Genomic DNA, 18674 nt, shown 5'->3' with positions numbered 1-18674 from the left:
ATAAGCAGTAACGTTATTTTAGCCGACGGAGAAGGCGATAAAAGCCGACAAAGTGGCAAAAAAAGCGTTACGGCCAGTAAAACATTCTTTGAGCATCAAACTTTTAATTGAAGAGTTTGATCATGGCTCAGATTGAACGCTGGCGGCAGGCCTAACATGCAAGTCGAGCGGCAGCGGAGAAAGCTGCTTTCTTGCCGGCGAGCGGCGGACGGAGTAGTAGGTATGGGATCTGGCCGAAGGCGAGGGATAACCACTGAAACGGTGGCTAATACCGCATAATCTCTAAGGAGCAAAGTGGGGACCTTCTGGCCTCACACCTTCGGATGAACCCATATGAGATTAGCTAGTAGGTGGGGTAAAAGGCTCACCTAGGCGACGATCTCTAGCTGGTCTGAGAGGATGATCAACCACACTGGGACTGAGACACACGGCCCAGACTCCTACAGGAGGCAGCAGTGGGGAATATTGCACAATGGGCGCAAGCCTGATGCAGCCATGCCGCGTGTATGAAGAAGGCCTTCGGGTTGTAAAGTACTTTCAGTGTGAGGAAGGTGTTAATAAGCAGCAATTGACGTTAGCGACAGAAGAAGCACCGGCTAACTCCGTGCCAGCAGCCTTGGTAATACGGAGGTGCGAGCGTTAATCAGATTACTGGGCGTAAAAGGGCACGCAGGCGGTTAATTAAGTTGGATGTGAAATCCCCGGGCTTAACCTGGGAATGGCATTCAAGACTGGTTAGCTAGAGTCTTGTAGAGGGGGGTAGAATTCCATGTGTAGCGGTGAAATGCGTAGAGATGTGGAGGAATACCGGTGGCGAAGGCGGCCCCTGGACAAAGACTGACGCTCATGTGCGAAAGCGTGGGGAGCAAACAGAGTTAGATACCCTGGTAGTCCACGCTGTAAACGATGTCGATTTGGAGGTTGTGGTCAAGAACTGCTTGGCCTCCGGAGCTAACGCGTTAAATCGACCGCCTGGGATACGGCCGCAGGTTAAAACTCAAATGAATTGACGGGGGCCCACAAGCGGTGGAGCATGTGGTTTAATTCGATGCAACGCGAAAGAACCTTACCTACTCTTGACATCCAGAGAAGCTTTTAGAGATAGAGGCGTGCCTGGGAACTTTGAGACAGGTGCTGCATGGCTGTCGTCAGCTCGTGTTGTGAAATGTTGGGTTAAGTCCCGCAACAGGCAACCCTTATCCTTTATTTGCCAGCGATACGGTCGGGAACTCAAAGGAGACTGCCGGTGATAAACCGGAGGAAGGTGGGGATGACGTCAAGTCATCATGGCCCTTACGAGTAGGGCTACACACGTGCTACAATGGCGTATACAGAGAGGCGAGCCTGCGAGGGAAGCGGAACTCAGAAAGTACGTCGAAGTCCGGATTGAGTCTGCAACTCGACTCCATGAAGTCGGAATCGCTAGTAATCGCGGATCAGCATGTCGCGGTGAATACGTTCCCGGGCCTTGTACACACCGCCCGTCACACCATGGGAGTGGGGTGCAAAAGAAGTAGGTAGCTTAACCTTCGGGATGGCGCTTACCACTTTGTGATTCATGACTGGGGTGAAGTCGTAACAAGGTAACCGTAGGGGAACCTGCGGTTGGATCACCTCCTTACCGAGATAGATGGAATGTGAGTGTTCACACAGATTGTCTGATGAAATCGAGCGTAAAGCCAATTTAAGATTGACTGAAGACCTTGAAGTCCCCTTCGTCTAGAGGCCTAGGACATCGCCCTTTCACGGCGGTAACAGGGTTCGAATCCCTAGGGACGCCACTTCAGTGATGAGAAAGGCGGCGCATCAATATTTTGGTGTGGTGTTTGAAGCTCAGGCTAGCGGGCTGTGCACTTTACTCAATAATGATTAAGTCAATCCAACGAGTTGATTTAACAATTATGCTCTTTAACAATCTGGAACAAGCTAAAATTGAAACACACATTATTAAGAAAATAATGTGGAGAACTCTCAAAACTCCAACGCGAAGTGTATTCGCTGTCAGGAAGGCAGGCGTTATGAGTGAGCAGTCAGGAATTCGAGGCGGCCAGCGCGCAGTCAGCGCAGCGTACAAAAAGTACGTGAGCATGGTGAGCACTGCCCAACAAAGAATTGCTGCACGCGCAGCCATAACCTATCAGAACGACAGTGAAATAAAGACACCTTCGGGTTGTGAGGTTAAGCGAATGAAGCGTACACGGTGGATGCCTAGGCAGTCAGAGGCGATGAAGGACGTGCTAATCTGCGAAAAGCGTCGGTAAGCTGATATGAAGCGTTATAGCCGGCGATGTCCGAATGGGAAAACCCAGTGCATTAATGCACTATCGTTTGATGAATTCATAGTCAAACGAGGCGAACCGGGGGGAACTGAAACATCTCAGTACCCCGAGGAAAAGAAATCAACCGAGATTCCCCTAGTAGCGGCGAGCGAACGGGGAGTAGCCCAGAGTCAGCATCGATATTAGCATCAGGAGAAGGGTCTGGAAAGGCCAGCCATAAAGGGTGATAGCCCCGTATCCGAAGGTGTTAGTATCGTGAGCTCGAAGAGTAGGGCGGGACACGTGTTATCCTGTCTGAATAAGGGGGGACCATCCTCCAAGGCTAAATACTCCTGACTGACCGATAGTGAACCAGTACCGTGAGGGAAAGGCGAAAAGAACCCCGGCGAGGGGGAGTGAAAGAGAACCTGAAACCGTGTACGTACAAGCAGTGGGAGCCCCATCACTCAAGTGCCTCGGCAGTTGGGTGATGGTATACCATCACAATAACAGCGCAGGCTTTGCCAACAAGGTTGTTCGGTTTTCAAGCCGCAGCGCAGTGTAGCTAGAAGTACACGAGCAGCGGAAGTTAAAAGCGGGCAAGATTGGCCGCAAAGACAAGCGGGACATTTGAGGATGGGGTGACTGCGTACCTTTTGTATAATGGGTCAGCGACTTATGATTTGTAGCAAGGTTAACCAGCTATAGTGGGAGCCGTAGGGAAACCGAGTCTTAACTGGGCGTCAAGTTGCAGGGTATAGACCCGAAACCCGGTGATCTAGCCATGGGCAGGTTGAAGGTTGGGTAACACTAACTGGAGGACCGAACCGACTAATGTTGAAAAATTAGCGGATGACTTGTGGCTGGCGGGTGAAAGGCCAATCAAACCGGGAGATAGCTGGTTCTCTCCCGAAATAGCTTTAGGGCTAGCCTCAAGTGATGATTATTCGGGGTAGAGCACTGTTTCGGCTAGGGGGTCATCCTCGACTTACCGAACCCAGACAAACTCCGAATACCGAAGAATGTCATCACGGGAGACACACGGCGGGTGCTAACGTCCGTCGTGAAGAGGGAAACAACCCAGACCGCCAGCTAAGGTCCCCAAGTCATGGTTAAGTGGGAAACGAAGTGGGAAGGCTTAGACAGCCAGGATGTTGGCTTAGAAGCAGCCATCATTTAAAGAAAGCGTAATAGCTCACTGGTCGAGTCGGCCTGCGCGGAAGATGTAACGGGGCTAAACCATGCACCGAAGCTGCGGCAGCAACAGCAATGTTGTTGGGTAGGGGAGCGTTCTGTAAGCCGTTGAAGGTGGACTGAGAGGTCTGCTGGAGGTATCAGAAGTGCGAATGCTGACATAAGTAACGATAAAGCGGGTGAAAAACCCGCTCGCCGAAAGACCAAGGGTTCCTGTCCAACGTTAATCGGGGCAGGGTAAGTCGACCCCTAAGGCGAGGCTGAAAAGCGTAGTCGATGGGAAACGGGTTAATATTCCCGTACTAAGGGTTACTGCGAAGTGGGGACGGAGAAGGCTAGGCTATCCGGGCGACGGTTGTCCCGGTTTAAGCGTGTAGGTGGGTCGTGCAGGCAAATCCGTACGACTATAACACTGAGGCGTGATGACGAGCCACCAAGGTGGTGAAGTAGTTGATGCCCAGCTTCCAGGAAAAGCCGCTAAGCGATAGGTAATCCTTAATCGTACCCCAAACCGACACAGGTGGTTAGGTAGAGAATACTCAGGCGCTTGAGAGAACTCGGGTGAAGGAACTAGGCAAAATAGTGCCGTAACTTCGGGAGAAGGCACGCTCGTTAGGGTTAACGCCCTGAAGAGTCGCAGTGAATAGGCTCAAGCAACTGTTTATTAAAAACACAGCACTGTGCAAACACGAAAGTGGACGTATACGGTGTGACGCCTGCCCGGTGCTGGAAGGTTAATTGATTGGGTAAGCAGTAAGGCGAAGCTCTTGATCGAAGCCCCAGTAAACGGCGGCCGTAACTATAACGGTCCTAAGGTAGCGAAATTCCTTGTCGGGTAAGTTCCGACCTGCACGAATGGCGTAATGATGGCTAGGCTGTCTCCACCCGAGACTCAGTGAAATTGAACTCGCTGTGAAGATGCAGTGTACCCGCGGCAAGACGGAAAGACCCCGTGAACCTTTACTATAGCTTGACACTGAACATTGAGCCTTGATGTGTAGGATAGGTGGGAGGCTAAGAAGTGTGGACGCCAGTTCGCATGGAGCCAACGTTGAAATACCACCCTTTAATGTTTGATGTTCTAACTTAGGTCCGTTATCCGGGCTGAGGACAGTGTCTGGTGGGTAGTTTGACTGGGGCGGTCTCCTCCCAAAGTGTAACGGAGGAGCACGAAGGTTGGCTAATCACGGTCGGACATCGTGAGGTTAGTGCAAAGGCATAAGCCAGCTTGACTGCGAGCGTGACGGCGCGAGCAGGTACGAAAGTAGGTCTTAGTGATCCGGTGGTTCTGAATGGAAGGGCCATCGCTCAACGGATAAAAGGTACTCCGGGGATAACAGGCTGATACCGCCCAAGAGTTCATATCGACGGCGGTGTTTGGCACCTCGATGTCGGCTCATCACATCCTGGGGCTGAAGTAGGTCCCAAGGGTATGGCTGTTCGCCATTTAAAGTGGTACGCGAGCTGGGTTTAGAACGTCGTGAGACAGTTCGGTCCCTATCTGTCGTGGGCGAAGGAAGATTGAGGGGGGCTGCTCCTAGTACGAGAGGACCGGAGTGGACGCACCACTGGTGTACAGGTTGTCATGCCAATGGCATCGCCTGGTAGCTAAGTGCGGAAGAGATAACCGCTGAAAGCATCTAAGCGGGAAACTTGCCTCAAGATGAGTCTTCCCTGACAGTAATGTCCTATAAGGGGTGTTCGAGACGAGGACGTAGATAGGCTGGGTGTGTAAGCGTAGCGATACGTTGAGCTAACCAGTACTAATGACCCGAGAGGCTTAACCTGACAACACCGAAGGTGTTTTGAGAAGAGAGAAGAATTTTAGCTTGTTCAAGAGTCTATCCTGACGAGATATTACGCGAAGGAGCGTGAACTGGCGCTGTTGATGGTGAGCACCTACTGAGGTAGGCGAGTGAGCCGAAAGGCTAGCCGAGATGGCAGCGTACTGAAACGGGATAGGTAAAAAAGAATTTGTCTGGCGGCAATAGCGCGGTGGTCCCACCTGACCCCATGCCGAACTCAGAAGTGAAATGCCGTAGCGCCGATGGTAGTGTGGGGTCTCCCCATGTGAGAGTAGGGAGCTGCCAGACTTTAATTATGTTAAGAAAGCCACCTAAGGGTGGCTTTTTTGCGTTTGGCTCGTTATATCGTAAAACGGTTTAGTTTGTTTTTTTATTATAAAATTTTATTTGTAAATTTTTTCATTTACTATGAATCGAGAAAAAATTAAAAAAACTAGGCTAAACTGTTTTTTCGCTTATTTCTGCTTGTAATATTACATTTAATCCCTTAAATGCACATTTATATAATAAATATGCAACATTTTTATTGCCTTAACTTAAGTTAATTATCGTTATTATATTTAAAATAAATCCTTTATTTTCAATTAAATAGATGTTTTTTTTGAAAATGGAAAGGGTTTTTGATTTTTGCTGATTTTGAGATAGTCTTTAGCAAGTGTACCTTATATTAAAGGAGATACTCCTATGGATCAGCAGGCAGCGATCAATGAATTAACTTTTTTGCAACCATTTGGCGCACCAGAAAAGCAACTTTTGACACCAGCCGCGGTGGATTTTTTAACAGCGTTAGTTGAGCAGTTTGCTGAATATTGTGATGTTTTACTCAATGCTAGGGTTGAGCGCCAGTGTCAGATCGATCAAGGTATTTTACCTAATTTTATGACGGAAACTATTTCAATCAGGAAGGATGATTGGAAAATACAAGGTATTCCTGCGGATTTACTTGATCGCCGAGTCGAAATAACCGGCCCGGTAGAACGTGTAGTGGTCTAATAAAACTGTAGAGATTTATAGCTTATAATTAAGCAAAATCTTATAGGTATAAATATGACCCGAAAAGTAAAAGTAACCTTTAGCGGAAAGCAAAAACTGGAATATGCAAAACTCATGGTTGAAGGTGGATATAGCAATATCCAAGTTGAAAAAATATCCGGTGCGGGTAAATCTGCCGTATCACGATGGAAGCAACAATATCTTGCCGAGTTAAATGGGAATACGCCTGTAAAATCAAAAGCGTTAACACCCGAGCAACAGCGCATACAAGAATTAGAAGTTCAACTTAAGCGTGCTCAGAGGGATAATGACATATTAAAAAAAGCCGCGGCTTACTTCATCCTCGACAATCAAAACTCAAAATCGTGAAGCAACTGAAAATCATGTACCCCAATTTTACGGTCACTGAGTTATGCCATCTTTTTGAAGTAAGCAGCAGTAGTTTTTATTATGAAACGAAAATACCGACAGTTGAAAATGATGTCACCGATCATGCAAAACTGATCCACTAACGATCATCTAAAACTGATCCACTTGGTATTATTCGCACATTTTTGTACGGATAATTTATGTTAACCAAGGAGATATTTGTGGATATTCATGTTCGCTTTGCACAAGGACAAAGCCTTCGAAAAATTGCCAGTGAGTTGGGTATATCCCGTAACACCGTAAAACATCATTTACAACAACAGACAATGCCAACTTATGCTAAAAGAAGTCAACAACCGACTAAATTATCCCCCTTTAAACCTTATTTGCTTCAGCGAATTGAACTGGCTAAACCTGATTGGATCCCTGCAACAGTCTTATTTGATGAGGTAGTTGAAAACGGCTATCAAGGTGGTATTGCTCAATTACGCCGATTTGTTTGTCAATTTAAACCAAGCATTGTTCCCGAAGTAGTCGTCCGTTTTGAAACACAGCCAGGTCAACAAATGCAAATCGACTTCACCAGCATCCGGCGAGGTAAAAAATCGCTGAAAGCGTTTGTTGCAACGCTAGGCTATTCGCGTGCGAGTTATGTAAAGTTCTTTGATAATGAACGAGCAGAATCGTGGCAGCAAGGTTTAAGAGAAGCTTTCGACTACTTTGGTGGTGTACCACAGGAAGTATTGTGTGATATGTAGTGGTCTAATAAAACTGTAGAGATTTATAGCTTATAATTAAGCAAAATCTTATAGGTATAAATATGACCCGAAAAGTAAAAGTAACCTTTAGCGGAAAGCAAAAACTGGAATATGCAAAACTCATGGTTGAAGGTGGATATAGCAATATCCAAGTTGAAAAAATATCCGGTGCGGGTAAATCTGCCGTATCACGATGGAAGCAACAATATCTTGCCGAGTTAAATGGGAATACGCCTGTAAAATCAAAAGCGTTAACACCCGAGCAACAGCGCATACAAGAATTAGAAGTTCAACTTAAGCGTGCTCAGAGGGATAATGACATATTAAAAAAAGCCGCGGCTTACTTCATCCTCGACAATCAAAACTCAAAATCGTGAAGCAACTGAAAATCATGTACCCCAATTTTACGGTCACTGAGTTATGCCATCTTTTTGAAGTAAGCAGCAGTAGTTTTTATTATGAAACGAAAATACCGACAGTTGAAAATGAAAGACTGTGTGGCGAAATCAAACGTATTTTTTATACATCGGGTCAAATTTATGGCAAAAGACGTATTCAAGTCGAGTTAAAGGGTTTAGGGCACCAAATTGGCACTTATAAAATATCGAACATCATGAAATTAAATCAATTAGTTGCAATTAGACCAACGAAAAAGCACTACTATCACTCATCGGGTAACGAACATCGATATGCCCCTAATTTGCTTAAACGACAATTTTCCCCTGAACAGCATAATCACTATTATGTCGGGGATATCACGTATATTAGACATCACTATGGGTGGAGCTATTTAGCCTGTGTGTTGGATTTAGCCACCAAAGAAATTATTGGTTATGCCTTATCAACAAAACCGGATTCGAAATTAGTGAAAGAAGCCTTAGATAACGCAATTGAACGGCAATTACCGGATACGACAAGTTTGATGTTCCATTCAGATCAAGGTTGCCAATATTCATCGGAGGAGTTTAGGGCGCACCTCTTTGAACGGAAAATAACTCAAAGCATGAGTCGGCGAGGTAATTGCCTCGATAATGCCGTGATGGAAAGATTTTTTAGGAGTTTAAAGACAGAAAGACTTAACCGTTTATCGTTTATGAATCATCAATCTGTTGTCTGTGAAGTTGAAAATTATATTCAGTTTTACAATTATTATCGACGCCATTCAACGATTGGTTATTTAACGCCACATCAAAAATATCATGAACTAAAAAATGCCGCTTAGATCTTCTACAGAATTTGTTGACCATTACAGATAACGCAAAATCCCTCATCATCGAACGGGATGCTTATGCAGAAGGTGATCATAAATTACATGTCGAAATGCTTCAAATGTCGAAAGATTACGGGTTTAAATTGAAGGCTTGCAAGCCCTACAGGGCAAAAACGAAAGGGAAAGTAGAGCGCTTTAACCACTATTTAAAAAACAGCTTTATCGTGCCATTAAACACCGACCTTCGTGCTCATAATCTTGAACTGGATATTGAAATAGCTAATGCAAAAGTGGGTCCATGGTTACAACGCGTTGCCCATCAGCGAATTCATGGAACAACGTTAGAGAAGCCAGCAGATAGATTAGCTAAGGAAGTTAAGTCTCTTCTACCCTTACCAGCAAGGGTTTGCCAATCTATCCCACAGACTAATACGCTTAATATCCTATCGTACCGCCCTTGAATCTGTCAGTTTGCAACACTCAATCAGCGTATACGAAGCATTACTGGGAGGTGAACATGTTATTGCATGAACAAATTGAACACCTGTGTGAGTCATTGAAATTAAATTCTATTCCGACTCATTGGTCATCACTTGCCGAAAATGCATTGCCCAAGACAAAAGCTACGGAGAGTTTTACTGTCCCTGTTAAAATGTGAGCAACAACAACGAGATGAACGAACTCGTAATCTTTTGAGTCGGATGGCAGGATTCCCAGCACATAAAGAACTTAATACGTTCGATTTTAAGTTTGCAACGGGGATCCCAAACAACACATACAGGAATTAAGCGCATTAACGTTTATTGAACGTAATTAAAATGTCGTGTTGCTTGGCCCAAGCGGTGTAGGCAAAACGCATTTAGCTATTGGGTTAGGATTAAAAGCAGTACAGGCCAAGAAGAAAACCCGCTTTACCACGGCAGCTGAACTGATGTTGCAACTCTCAACTGCCAAACGACAAAATAAGCTCAAACAATATCTATCACGTTCGGTGATGGCCCCGAAGTTGTTGATTATCGATGAAATTGGATACCTGCCGTTTGGGCGAGAAGAAGCAAACCTGTTTTTCAATGTGATTGCCAAGCGTTATGAGCATGGCAGTGTCATATTGACGAGTAACCTATCATTTGGGCAATGGCCAAGTGCTTTTGCTGATGACGCAACATTAACTGCCGCTATGCTTGATCGTTTACTTCATCATTCGCATGTACTGCAATTAAGCGGTGAAAGCTACCGATTGAAAGATAAGCGGCGCTCAGGAGCAATAACTGAGTAAAACAGTGGATCAATTTTGATTGATCGGATTTAGATAAAAAGTGGATCAGTTTTCGGTGATCGTTGACAATGAAAGACTGTGTGGCGAAATCAAACGTATTTTTTATACATCGGGTCAAATTTATGGCAAAAGACGTATTCAAGCCGAGTTAAAGGGTTTAGGGCACCAAATTGGCACTTATAAAATATCGAACATCATGAAATTAAATCAATTAGTTGCAATTAGACCAACGAAAAAGCACTACTATCACTCATCGGGTAACGAACATCGATATGCCCCTAATTTGCTTAAACGACAATTTTCCCCTGAACAGCATAATCACTATTATGTCGGGGATATCACGTATATTAGACATCACTATGGGTGGAGCTATTTAGCCTGTGTGTTGGATTTAGCCACCAAAGAAATTATTGGTTATGCCTTATCAACAAAACCGGATTCGAAATTAGTGAAAGAAGCCTTAGATAACGCAATTGAACGGCAATTACCGGATACGACAAGTTTGATGTTCCATTCAGATCAAGGTTGCCAATATTCATCGGAGGAGTTTAGGGCGCACCTCTTTGAACGGAAAATAACTCAAAGCATGAGTCGGCGAGGTAATTGCCTCGATAATGCCGTGATGGAAAGATTTTTTAGGAGTTTAAAGACAGAAAGACTTAACCGTTTATCGTTTATGAATCATCAATCTGTTGTCTGTGAAGTTGAAAATTATATTCAGTTTTACAATTATTATCGACGCCATTCAACGATTGGTTATTTAACGCCACATCAAAAATATCATGAACTAAAAAATGCCGCTTAGATCTTCTACAGAATTTGTTGACCATTACAGACACTCCCAGCCGTCTTTCAAATGGACGAAATTCTTTATCATATGCGTCATCACATTGTTGGACTTAACTGTGGTCGTTGGGATTATATTTTTAGTTATATCAAAACGCTAAAAGAATACAGTGATCGTGTGCTACCGGATCGGCAGGTAGTAACAATGACACAACCTTTTTTAAATGCTTATTCTCGTTTACTGATTAGGACTTGCCATCGTCGTGGTGCCTTCGCTATGGGAGGAATGTCGGCTTTTATTCCATCTAAAGATCTAAAACAGAATGAAGAAGTTTGGGCGAAGGTTAAAGCAGATAAAGAATTAGAGGCTAAAAATGGTCATGATGGAACTTGGATTGCTCACCCTGCTTTAGCGGATATTGCAATCTCTGTTTTTAATGCAGAATTAGCGGGAAGAAAAAATCAACTAGATGTCATGCGTGAGAATGATGAATCTATTACAGCTGAACAGTTATTACAGCCTTGCTGTGGTGAGCGTACTGAAGAAGGGATGAGAGCAAATATTCGTATTGCGGTTCAATATATTGAAGCTTGGATTTCTGGTAATGGCTGCGTGCCTATCTATGGATTAATGGAAGATGCTGCAACGGCAGAAATTTCGCGTATTTCTATTTGGCAATGGATCCGTCATGAAAAACGATTATCTAATGGACAAAAAGTAACAAAAGAATTGTTCTTAGAGATGCTAGATGAAGAGTTACAGACTATTCAGCAAGAACTCGGTGATGTCCGTTTTCAACATGGCCGTTTTCGGGAAGCAGTGGAATTGATGATCTATATTACCACTCAGGATGAGTTGATCGAATTTTTGACCTTGGCGGGTTACCAACAACTTGACTGAAAGAAAAATATTTTGGCTATTTAATATCTAATTAACTCGTATGAGGGGAGATAAAAATGGTAACGACCAGATCACAACAGATTGCTCAACTGGAGGAAGAATGGCGCTCTTCTTCGCGTTGGAGAGGAATTATTCGCACTTATAATGCAGAAGATGTTGTCAAATTACGTGGTTCAATAAATCCCGATTATTTATTCGCGCGCAATGGTGCTGATAAGTTTTGGCAACTAATTAATGGGAAATCAAAAAAAGATTATGTCAATGCGCTAGGTGCATTAACAGGTGGTCAGGCGTTGCAGCAAGCTAAGGCTGGTATAGAGGCAGTTTACTTATCAGGTTGGCAAGTAGCAGCCGATGCCAATACGGCTGCGAATATGTATCCAGATCAATCGCTTTATCCTGTTGATTCAGTTCCTGAAGTTGTCAAACGAATTAATAATAGCTTTCGTCGAGCCGATCAAATTCAATGGGCAAATAATATAAATCCAGGTGATGCTAAATATATTGATTTTTTTCTACCAATTATTGCTGATGCGGAAGCGGGTTTTGGTGGCATATTGAATGCTTTTGAACTTATGAAAGCATTGATTGAGGCAGGCGCTGCGGCTGTGCATTTTGAAGATCAGCTCGCTGCTGCCAAAAAATGCGGCCATATGGGCGGCAAGGTATTGGTGCCGACACAAGAAGCTATACAAAAGTTAATTGCAGCACGTTTGGCCGCTGATGTTTGTGGTATTCCGACCGTTTTGATTGCTCGTACCGATGCTGAAGCGGCAGATTTACTGACCTCAAATAGCGATCCTTATGATGAAAAATTCATCATTAATGAACAGCGGACACCAGAGGGATTTTTTCGCACCCAGGCAGGAATTGAACAGGCTATTAGTCGCGGCTTAGCTTATGCGCTTTATGCTGATTTGATTTGGTGTGAGACATCAACCCCGGATTTAGATGCAGCTAAAATATTTGCCGAAGCTATTCATGCTAAATATCCTAATAAGTTGTTGGCTTATAACTGTTCTCCATCTTTCAATTGGAAGAAAAACTTAGACGATAAAACCATTGCCTGTTTTCAAAAAAAATTATCTGAAATGGGATATAAATTTCAATTTATTACCTTGGCTGGTATTCATAGTATGTGGTTTAACATGTTTGATTTAGCTTATGCATATGCTAAAGGTGAAGGAATGAGACATTATGTTGAGAAAATTCAGGAAAAGGAGTTTGCTGCTGCTAAGCAGGGTTACTCGTTTTCTTCCCATCAGCAGGAAGTTGGCACGGGTTATTTTGATCAAGTCACAACTATTATTCAAGGTGGAACTTCTTCTGTTACGGCACTGACCGGCTCAACTGAAGAACAGCAGTTTTAAACATATTGCTTATGTTACTTAGCCTGATGGATTTGATGCTAATAAAGCTTAATTTGTCGAAATGAGGGCGCTATTTATGACCTTAAGCTCAGCGGAGTTAATTGCCGAGACAATTTTACAAGGCTTTGATGCGCAGTATGGCCGTTTTTTGGAAGTAACATCAAGTGCCCAGCAACGTTTTGAGGATGCTGATTGGCACGGTATACAAGAAGCGATGAAAAAGCGAATTAATCTTTATGATCATCATGTTGATCTGGTTGTTAAACAACTTAGCCAGATGAATTTAACCGCTGAATTTACTAAGCAATTATTAGCTGAAATTAAGCAGCTATATATTAGACTATTAGAAGATTACCCACGTTTTGAAATTGCGGAAAGTTTTTTTAATTCAGTTTATTGTCGATTATTTCAGCATTGTGATCTGACACCAGATAATTTATTTATTTTTACTTCACAGCCAGTAAATCGTTTTTGTGATACCCCACGCCCACTATCCCGCTGTTTTTCTATTCATATGGGGCTTAAAAAAACAATAGAAAATATTTTAATAGATATTCCATTTCGTCTAGCTTGGGAAGATTTACCGAGAGATGTGAATTATATAGTTAACTATCTTAAAAGGACGTTTTCTGCTGAACAATTAGCTGGCGTCAAATTTGAGATAGCAAATGAATTATTTTATCGTAATAAAGCGGCTTGGGTAGTAGGTAAAATAATGATTGGCAAAATCGTTTATCCATTTTTATTGCCAATTCATAATAATGAGCAAGGTGGTATTTATGTTGATACTTGTCTGACTAATTATAACAATGCCAGTATTATATTTGGTTTTGCCCGTTCCTATTTTATGGTCTATGTTCCATTTCCTGCTGCCTTGGTTTTTTGGTTAAGGGATATTTTACCAGGGAAGTCGATTGCCGAATTGTATATGTCAATAGGTTGTCAGAAACATGGAAAAACTGAGTATTATCGAGAATATCTGGCTTTTATAAACTTTTCACAAGAGCAGTTTATTATTGCTCCTGGCATTAAAGGGATGGTAATGCTAGTTTTTACTTCACCTTCTTTTGGGCGAGTTTTTAAAGTGATTAAAGATCACTTTTTGCCACCAAAGCAAGTTACGCAGGAACGTGTAAGAGCATGCTATCGGATAGTTAAAGAGCATGATCGGGTTGGTAGAATGGCGGATACCCAAGAGTTTGAAAATTTTGTGATCGCTAAAAAACATATCAGTGAAGAATTGATGGCGGAACTATGGCGTGAAATACCCTCCAAACTTCAAGATTTAGGCGATAAGATTTTGATCCGTCATCTCTATATGGAACGAAAGATGATCCCGCTGAATATTTACACCGATCAAGTTAGGGGTGAAGAATTAAAATGGATCATTGAAGATTATGGTAATGCTATCAAACAATTAGCGGCGGCAAATATTTTTCCAGGTGATATGTTGTTTAAAAACTTTGGTGTTACTCGTCATAGACGAGTGGTTTTTTACGATTATGATGAAATTTGCTATATGACTGAAATGAATTTTCGTAAAATACCAGAACCGCTTTATCCGGAGCAGGAGATGGCTGACGAACCATGGTATAGTGTTGCTGAACATGATGTATTTCCAGAAGAGTTTCGCCATTTTCTTTGTAATGATCCTGTTATTAGAAAATATTTTGAAATGTACCATGCTGATCTATTTAGTACAGAATATTGGCAATCTTTACAAGAAAAAATATGTCAGGGGTACATAGCCGATGTTTTTGCTTACCCGGTAAAGCAAAGGTTTTGTCAACGCACATTTTAAGATCGGCAAGTATAGTTACCTATGTAATATAAATAGTATATCTAATTAATTGTTCAACATTAATTAACAAATTGGTAATTTAAGAAATTTTTAATGAATAGCGCCATATTCATGACTGATCTGTTTTGCTGCTTGTAAAATAGTACTACCTAATTCGTTAATGCGATCATTTGTAATCCGAGAACTCGGGCCTGAGATGGAAACGGCAGCAAAAACTTCTTGATATTCATCATAAATACAGGCACCAATACAACGTAGGCCTAAAGCATGTTCCTGATTATCATATGCAAATCCTTTTGTCCGGATATCGCTAAAATTTTCTTCGAGCGCTGAAGGTGAAGTTAGTGTATAAGGCGTGTATGCGTGTAATTTCTGTTTTTCTAGTAAAGGAAGTCGTTGTGATTTAGGTAAAGCAGCTAATAATGCTTTGCCTGCTCCAGAAGCATGCATAGGTAATTTGCCGCCAATGGGTGCAGACATTCTCATCAAAGCATTACATTGCACTTGATCGACAATCACTGCGTCATATTTTGTCCGATCTAAGATAGCAAGATTTACTGTTTCACCAGATTCTTCCATTAATTTCCGCAAGATTGGATGCACAGTCGCTAAGAAATTACGATTTTTTAGGAAACCACTACCAATAATGAATGCGTTTGCAGCAATTACCCATAACCCGAGCTCACCGATTTGACGTATGAAACCATGCTGTTTCAATGTTTCTAATAAGCGATGGGTTGTTGAGTTCGCAAACCCTGCTTGAGTCGCTAAATCAGTCAGTGATACCCCACCTACTGAGGTAGAAATGTATTTTAATAGAGTCAAGCCTCGACTTAATGATTGAACTTGCGAGGCTGATGACAAGTTATTATTAGAGGTTTTAATTTTGTTTTTGTTGTTATTTATTGTTGTTTTGTTCATCGTATTAGCGTTCCCAATTAGAATAAATTTCTATTTATTATGAACGAAATAGGAATAAATTCTCATCGGAGGAGTTGGTTTTTTGTTAGACAAAAATTTTTTACTGAATCATATCTATTCGAAAATCCTATTTTTTAGCTAAATATAATTATTGTTGAATAATAATTAGCTAAATTTTTTTATTGATCTATTAATAATGTTAGTCAGACATAAAATAAAATATTTATAATTTTAATATAATCATTTAATTAAATTTTTTTACTAAATTAGTGGACTTGAGCAGATTATTAAATAGTCGTTTTCTAGTATTATTCGTATTTTAATAAGTTATTATTCTTATTAGGGAAAATATAATATATTTTATTGAAATTAATTTCTAAGAAGATGTAAATGAGTAATATAAATATCATTGATGGTATTAAAAGTTTTTTTAGTTCTACAGCTAATGTGAAAAATAAAGCAGAACAGTCAGCAACAGCAAATAAATTTGATAAGTTATCTATAGCCATGGAAAAATGGCGTGATCCGTCTGATAAAGATGAAATTGAGCAACATTTGCAAACTTTGTCCCATCAACAATCTATTGATAATACCGAAACGGTTTATGCTAAACTATCAGCATTTATTAGGCTTGCTACATTGGCAGGTGAAACACATCGGCATGATTTTAAAATACAACTTTCTCCATATTTGGATATGTCAAGCCTTGACACCTATAATGGTTTTAGTCAAATAACTATATCGGTAAAAGATGTATTGAATAAGGAATCTATTTGGTTTGGTGATCCGATGTATGAGTTATTTTGTGCAATGAAGGTGCCTTTAACCAATTCTTCTGAATACTTGGCTACCAAAAGTAGTATGTCAGAAGACGAGCTCCATTCTTTTATGCAGAAAGAGTTGGCATTGGTTATCGATAATAATGATCCGCAAAGTTTTAGGCTGCACGGAATTGAAGACAAAAATCAAGAACGTTTAGATATCGCTAAATTTTCTTTAGAGGTGCGGCAAAAAATGATGAAAAATAAGCCGTTCTTGCAATCTTTTATTATGGCAAAAATGAAATGTTTTGATTATTTTTCTGCTACTGCTTCATCTTTATCATCATTTTTTCTGAACTGGCTTGTCATAATTCTCTTGAAATGGCACAAAATTTGAAGGGTGAATTTGATAAAGTTAGGGAGAATACCGAGCAAACCTTATTTAATTTATTTAATCAGAAAAATATAGATACAGAAAATATTATTGAACATTGTAATACTCTAATGAAGAAAATATAGTATTTTTATTGATGATTTAAATTTTTTACCAAAAAGAGCATTCATTTATGAATGTTCTTTTTAGTTTATATTTTAGGTTATTGAACATAGCATTAGCTCCATATCGTGCAAATTTATTTTCATTTTAAATGAATCAGCGTAAAACAATAATTTGTGATTATTTATTACTGTGAAATTTGTTTTTTATAAAAATTTGGCTTTTAAATGTAAATGCCATTTTATTTATATCTGTAAAATAGTTAGGCCGAGTATTTTTATTTACAGGGACAACTATTTTTAAGGATATATTTATGAACATTTTTTCTGTCCGTTTTAGAAATTTTTTGCATACTCAATCTACACATATAGATAAAGCATCACAAGATTTGATGCATAATAATGATGAATTATCACAATTGTTAAAAAATTGGTTTTCATTGAACAATCAATGCATTATTGATAAAAAAATACAAGAAAAAATAGAACAAGAGATTAAACAAGAAAAATTACATTTATATCAATCAAACTGGGATAATTCTATACCAGCGCCTAGAGTCGTTTATGAGAAGATTTTTGCCTTAATAGAGTTTGTCAAAGAAAAGAAGGTAAAATTTCAGTTAGAAATAATTAATAATAATGAAGTGATTTTTTCAGTAGGTAATCTATTTAGCCATAAATTTACTATCTTTTCTGATCCGATGGTTGAATTACATAATGCATTAAAGATACCTTTAATTAATGGTTCTCAATATTTAGATATCGGGAGTAATGTAGGAAAAGAGCAGATTTTGCAATTTATGCAGGATAATGTTAAGTTGACTATTAATAATGAAAAAAAAAGAGGATTTGATATTACAGGTGTTACAGAAGGTAATCAAGAACGTTTAGGGATAGAAGAATTTTCTTCAGAAATACTAAATAACTTATCTGAAGATAAAGAATTATTGCATACCTATATTAGGGCTAAAATGAAGTGTTTTGATTATTTTAGTAATATAATTTCATCTTTAACTGAATTCCAGCAGCAATCATTTATAGCTAATGAAGAAGAACAAGATATAGCTATGAAATTAAAACTACATTTTAATAACATGAGAAATGAAACAGAAAATTTTTTATCTTATCAGTTAAAACAAAATCCAACCATATTTGCAGAATACTATAATATTATTATGGATAAATAATTATTTATTTCTTAGCCCTCTGTAAAAAGAGGGTTTTTATATTTCATTGATTATGATTAACTAGAGCGATCTAATATTTCAATTGCTCTACCAATCTTAAGAATTTTTTTAATAAATTTTTCTAATTATTTACTAATAAAAACTCTTTTAGTAACAGAATAGTATTATATTACCATTGAATTTAATTAAGATTTGAATATATTTAACGATGTCATTAAGACTATTTAAATCGCCAGATATATTAACTAAAAAAATCAAATATTAGCATATAATAAAAAATATTTTGCTTAATTTTTGCCATTCTCTCATTATTATTAATTGTTAGTAGCTTATCAATTTCTGATTTGATTGCATAATGTTTGAATTATTTAGAAAATTAAATGAAATCAATGGAAGGAAAGAAAAATTTCCTTTTTTATTGAGTTAGCCAGTTTATCAGCAAAAATCCAGTAAATAGTTTAGTAAATTTGGGCATGATAATGAGTATTAGTAAATAAGGGATGTAAAAGGGATAAAATATATTTAATCCAATTGTGTTGAATGTGATTTTGTTTTAAAAATGTAAAAATATTATTAACGTTTTCTATTT

Annotated in this window: 9 protein-coding genes, 1 tRNA gene, 3 rRNA genes and 4 pseudogenes; 16 read left to right on the top strand and 1 reads right to left on the bottom strand. The window is 40.0% G+C overall.

Going from position 1 to position 18674, the window contains the following annotated elements:
• Positions 1-104: 104 nt before the first annotated feature.
• The 14 genes and pseudogenes from ArsFIN_RS18935 to aceK all read left to right on the top strand — a co-directional run bounded on the left by ArsFIN_RS18935 (position 105) and on the right by aceK (position 14721).
• Positions 105-1621 (top strand): 16S ribosomal RNA (locus ArsFIN_RS18935).
• 87 nt (positions 1622-1708) lie between these two features.
• Positions 1709-1781 (top strand) — tRNA-Glu (locus ArsFIN_RS18930).
• 395 nt (positions 1782-2176) lie between these two features.
• A 23S ribosomal RNA gene (locus ArsFIN_RS18925) occupies positions 2177-5240 on the top strand.
• 189 nt (positions 5241-5429) lie between these two features.
• Positions 5430-5545 (top strand): 5S ribosomal RNA (gene rrf / locus ArsFIN_RS18920).
• Together the 16S, 23S and 5S rRNA genes with 1 tRNA gene alongside form the textbook arrangement of a ribosomal RNA operon.
• Positions 5546-5941: 396 nt before the next feature.
• Positions 5942-6250, top strand: coding sequence for a hypothetical protein (locus ArsFIN_RS18915; protein ID WP_135678123.1), 309 nt, complete (start codon positions 5942-5944; stop codon positions 6248-6250).
• 54 nt (positions 6251-6304) lie between these two features.
• Positions 6305-6705: pseudogene (locus ArsFIN_RS18910) on the top strand (transposase); the annotation flags it as partial.
• Positions 6706-6819: 114 nt separating this feature from the next.
• Positions 6820-7377 carry an IS21 family transposase gene (istA, locus tag ArsFIN_RS18905; protein ID WP_246067295.1) on the top strand — a complete coding sequence of 186 codons (558 nt, stop codon included), beginning with the start codon at positions 6820-6822 and terminating at the stop codon, positions 7375-7377.
• A gap of 62 nt (positions 7378-7439) precedes the next feature.
• Positions 7440-8599 (top strand): IS3 family transposase gene (locus ArsFIN_RS18900; protein WP_135678034.1). Its coding sequence is split into 2 segments (ribosomal slippage): positions 7440-7719 and positions 7719-8599, totalling 1161 coding nucleotides; the frame shifts between segments, so codons are not numbered across the junction.
• 14 nt (positions 8600-8613) lie between these two features.
• On the top strand, positions 8614-9048 hold the full coding sequence (locus ArsFIN_RS18895) for a DDE-type integrase/transposase/recombinase (protein ID WP_135678120.1): 435 nt from the start codon (positions 8614-8616) through the stop codon (positions 9046-9048).
• A gap of 56 nt (positions 9049-9104) precedes the next feature.
• Positions 9105-9863 (top strand): annotated as a pseudogene (istB, locus tag ArsFIN_RS18890) (IS21-like element helper ATPase IstB).
• Positions 9864-9951: 88 nt separating this feature from the next.
• Positions 9952-10668, top strand: a pseudogene (locus ArsFIN_RS18885) (IS3 family transposase); the annotation flags it as partial.
• 24 nt (positions 10669-10692) lie between these two features.
• Positions 10693-11550: pseudogene (locus ArsFIN_RS18880) on the top strand (malate synthase); the annotation flags it as partial.
• Positions 11551-11606: 56 nt separating this feature from the next.
• Complete coding sequence (gene aceA, locus ArsFIN_RS18875) at positions 11607-12920, top strand: isocitrate lyase (protein WP_026823064.1); 1314 nt, start codon at positions 11607-11609, stop codon at positions 12918-12920.
• 76 nt (positions 12921-12996) lie between these two features.
• Positions 12997-14721 carry a bifunctional isocitrate dehydrogenase kinase/phosphatase gene (gene aceK / locus ArsFIN_RS18870; RefSeq protein ID WP_026823063.1) on the top strand — a complete coding sequence of 575 codons (1725 nt, stop codon included), beginning with the start codon at positions 12997-12999 and terminating at the stop codon, positions 14719-14721.
• A gap of 90 nt (positions 14722-14811) precedes the next feature.
• Here aceK and iclR read toward each other — a convergent pair whose 3' ends face one another.
• On the bottom strand, positions 14812-15642 hold the full coding sequence (gene iclR / locus ArsFIN_RS18865) for a glyoxylate bypass operon transcriptional repressor IclR (protein ID WP_026823062.1): 831 nt from the start codon (positions 15640-15642) through the stop codon (positions 14812-14814).
• Between the two features lie 390 nt (positions 15643-16032).
• Between iclR and ArsFIN_RS18860 the strand changes: the two genes are divergently transcribed.
• Both ArsFIN_RS18860 and ArsFIN_RS18855 read left to right on the top strand, forming a co-directional pair.
• On the top strand, positions 16033-16800 hold the full coding sequence (locus tag ArsFIN_RS18860; RefSeq protein WP_026823061.1) for a hypothetical protein: 768 nt from the start codon (positions 16033-16035) through the stop codon (positions 16798-16800).
• A 412-nt stretch (positions 16801-17212) separates the two neighbouring features.
• Complete coding sequence (locus tag ArsFIN_RS18855) at positions 17213-18085, top strand: hypothetical protein (RefSeq protein ID WP_026823060.1); 873 nt, start codon at positions 17213-17215, stop codon at positions 18083-18085.
• Positions 18086-18674: the final 589 nt, after the last annotated feature.

The organism is Arsenophonus nasoniae, assembly GCF_004768525.1.
GTDB lineage: Bacteria > Pseudomonadota > Gammaproteobacteria > Enterobacterales > Enterobacteriaceae > Arsenophonus > Arsenophonus nasoniae.
Note: the sequence above shows the minus strand (reverse complement) of the source record. Positions and strands in the feature narration are given on the sequence as shown.

Excerpts from the sequence above, each read along its gene's own strand:
- aceK (WP_026823063.1), top strand. The coding sequence starts at position 12,997 with ATGACCTTAAGCTCAGCGGAGTTAATTGCCGAGACAATTTTACAAGGC.
- istA (WP_246067295.1), top strand. The coding sequence starts at position 6,820 with ATGTTAACCAAGGAGATATTTGTGGATATTCATGTTCGCTTTGCACAA.
- ArsFIN_RS18860 (WP_026823061.1), top strand. The coding sequence starts at position 16,033 with ATGAGTAATATAAATATCATTGATGGTATTAAAAGTTTTTTTAGTTCT.
- aceA (WP_026823064.1), top strand. The coding sequence starts at position 11,607 with ATGGTAACGACCAGATCACAACAGATTGCTCAACTGGAGGAAGAATGG.
- iclR (WP_026823062.1), bottom strand. The coding sequence starts at position 15,642 with ATGAACAAAACAACAATAAATAACAACAAAAACAAAATTAAAACCTCT.
- ArsFIN_RS18855 (WP_026823060.1), top strand. The coding sequence starts at position 17,213 with ATGAACATTTTTTCTGTCCGTTTTAGAAATTTTTTGCATACTCAATCT.
- ArsFIN_RS18915 (WP_135678123.1), top strand. The coding sequence starts at position 5,942 with ATGGATCAGCAGGCAGCGATCAATGAATTAACTTTTTTGCAACCATTT.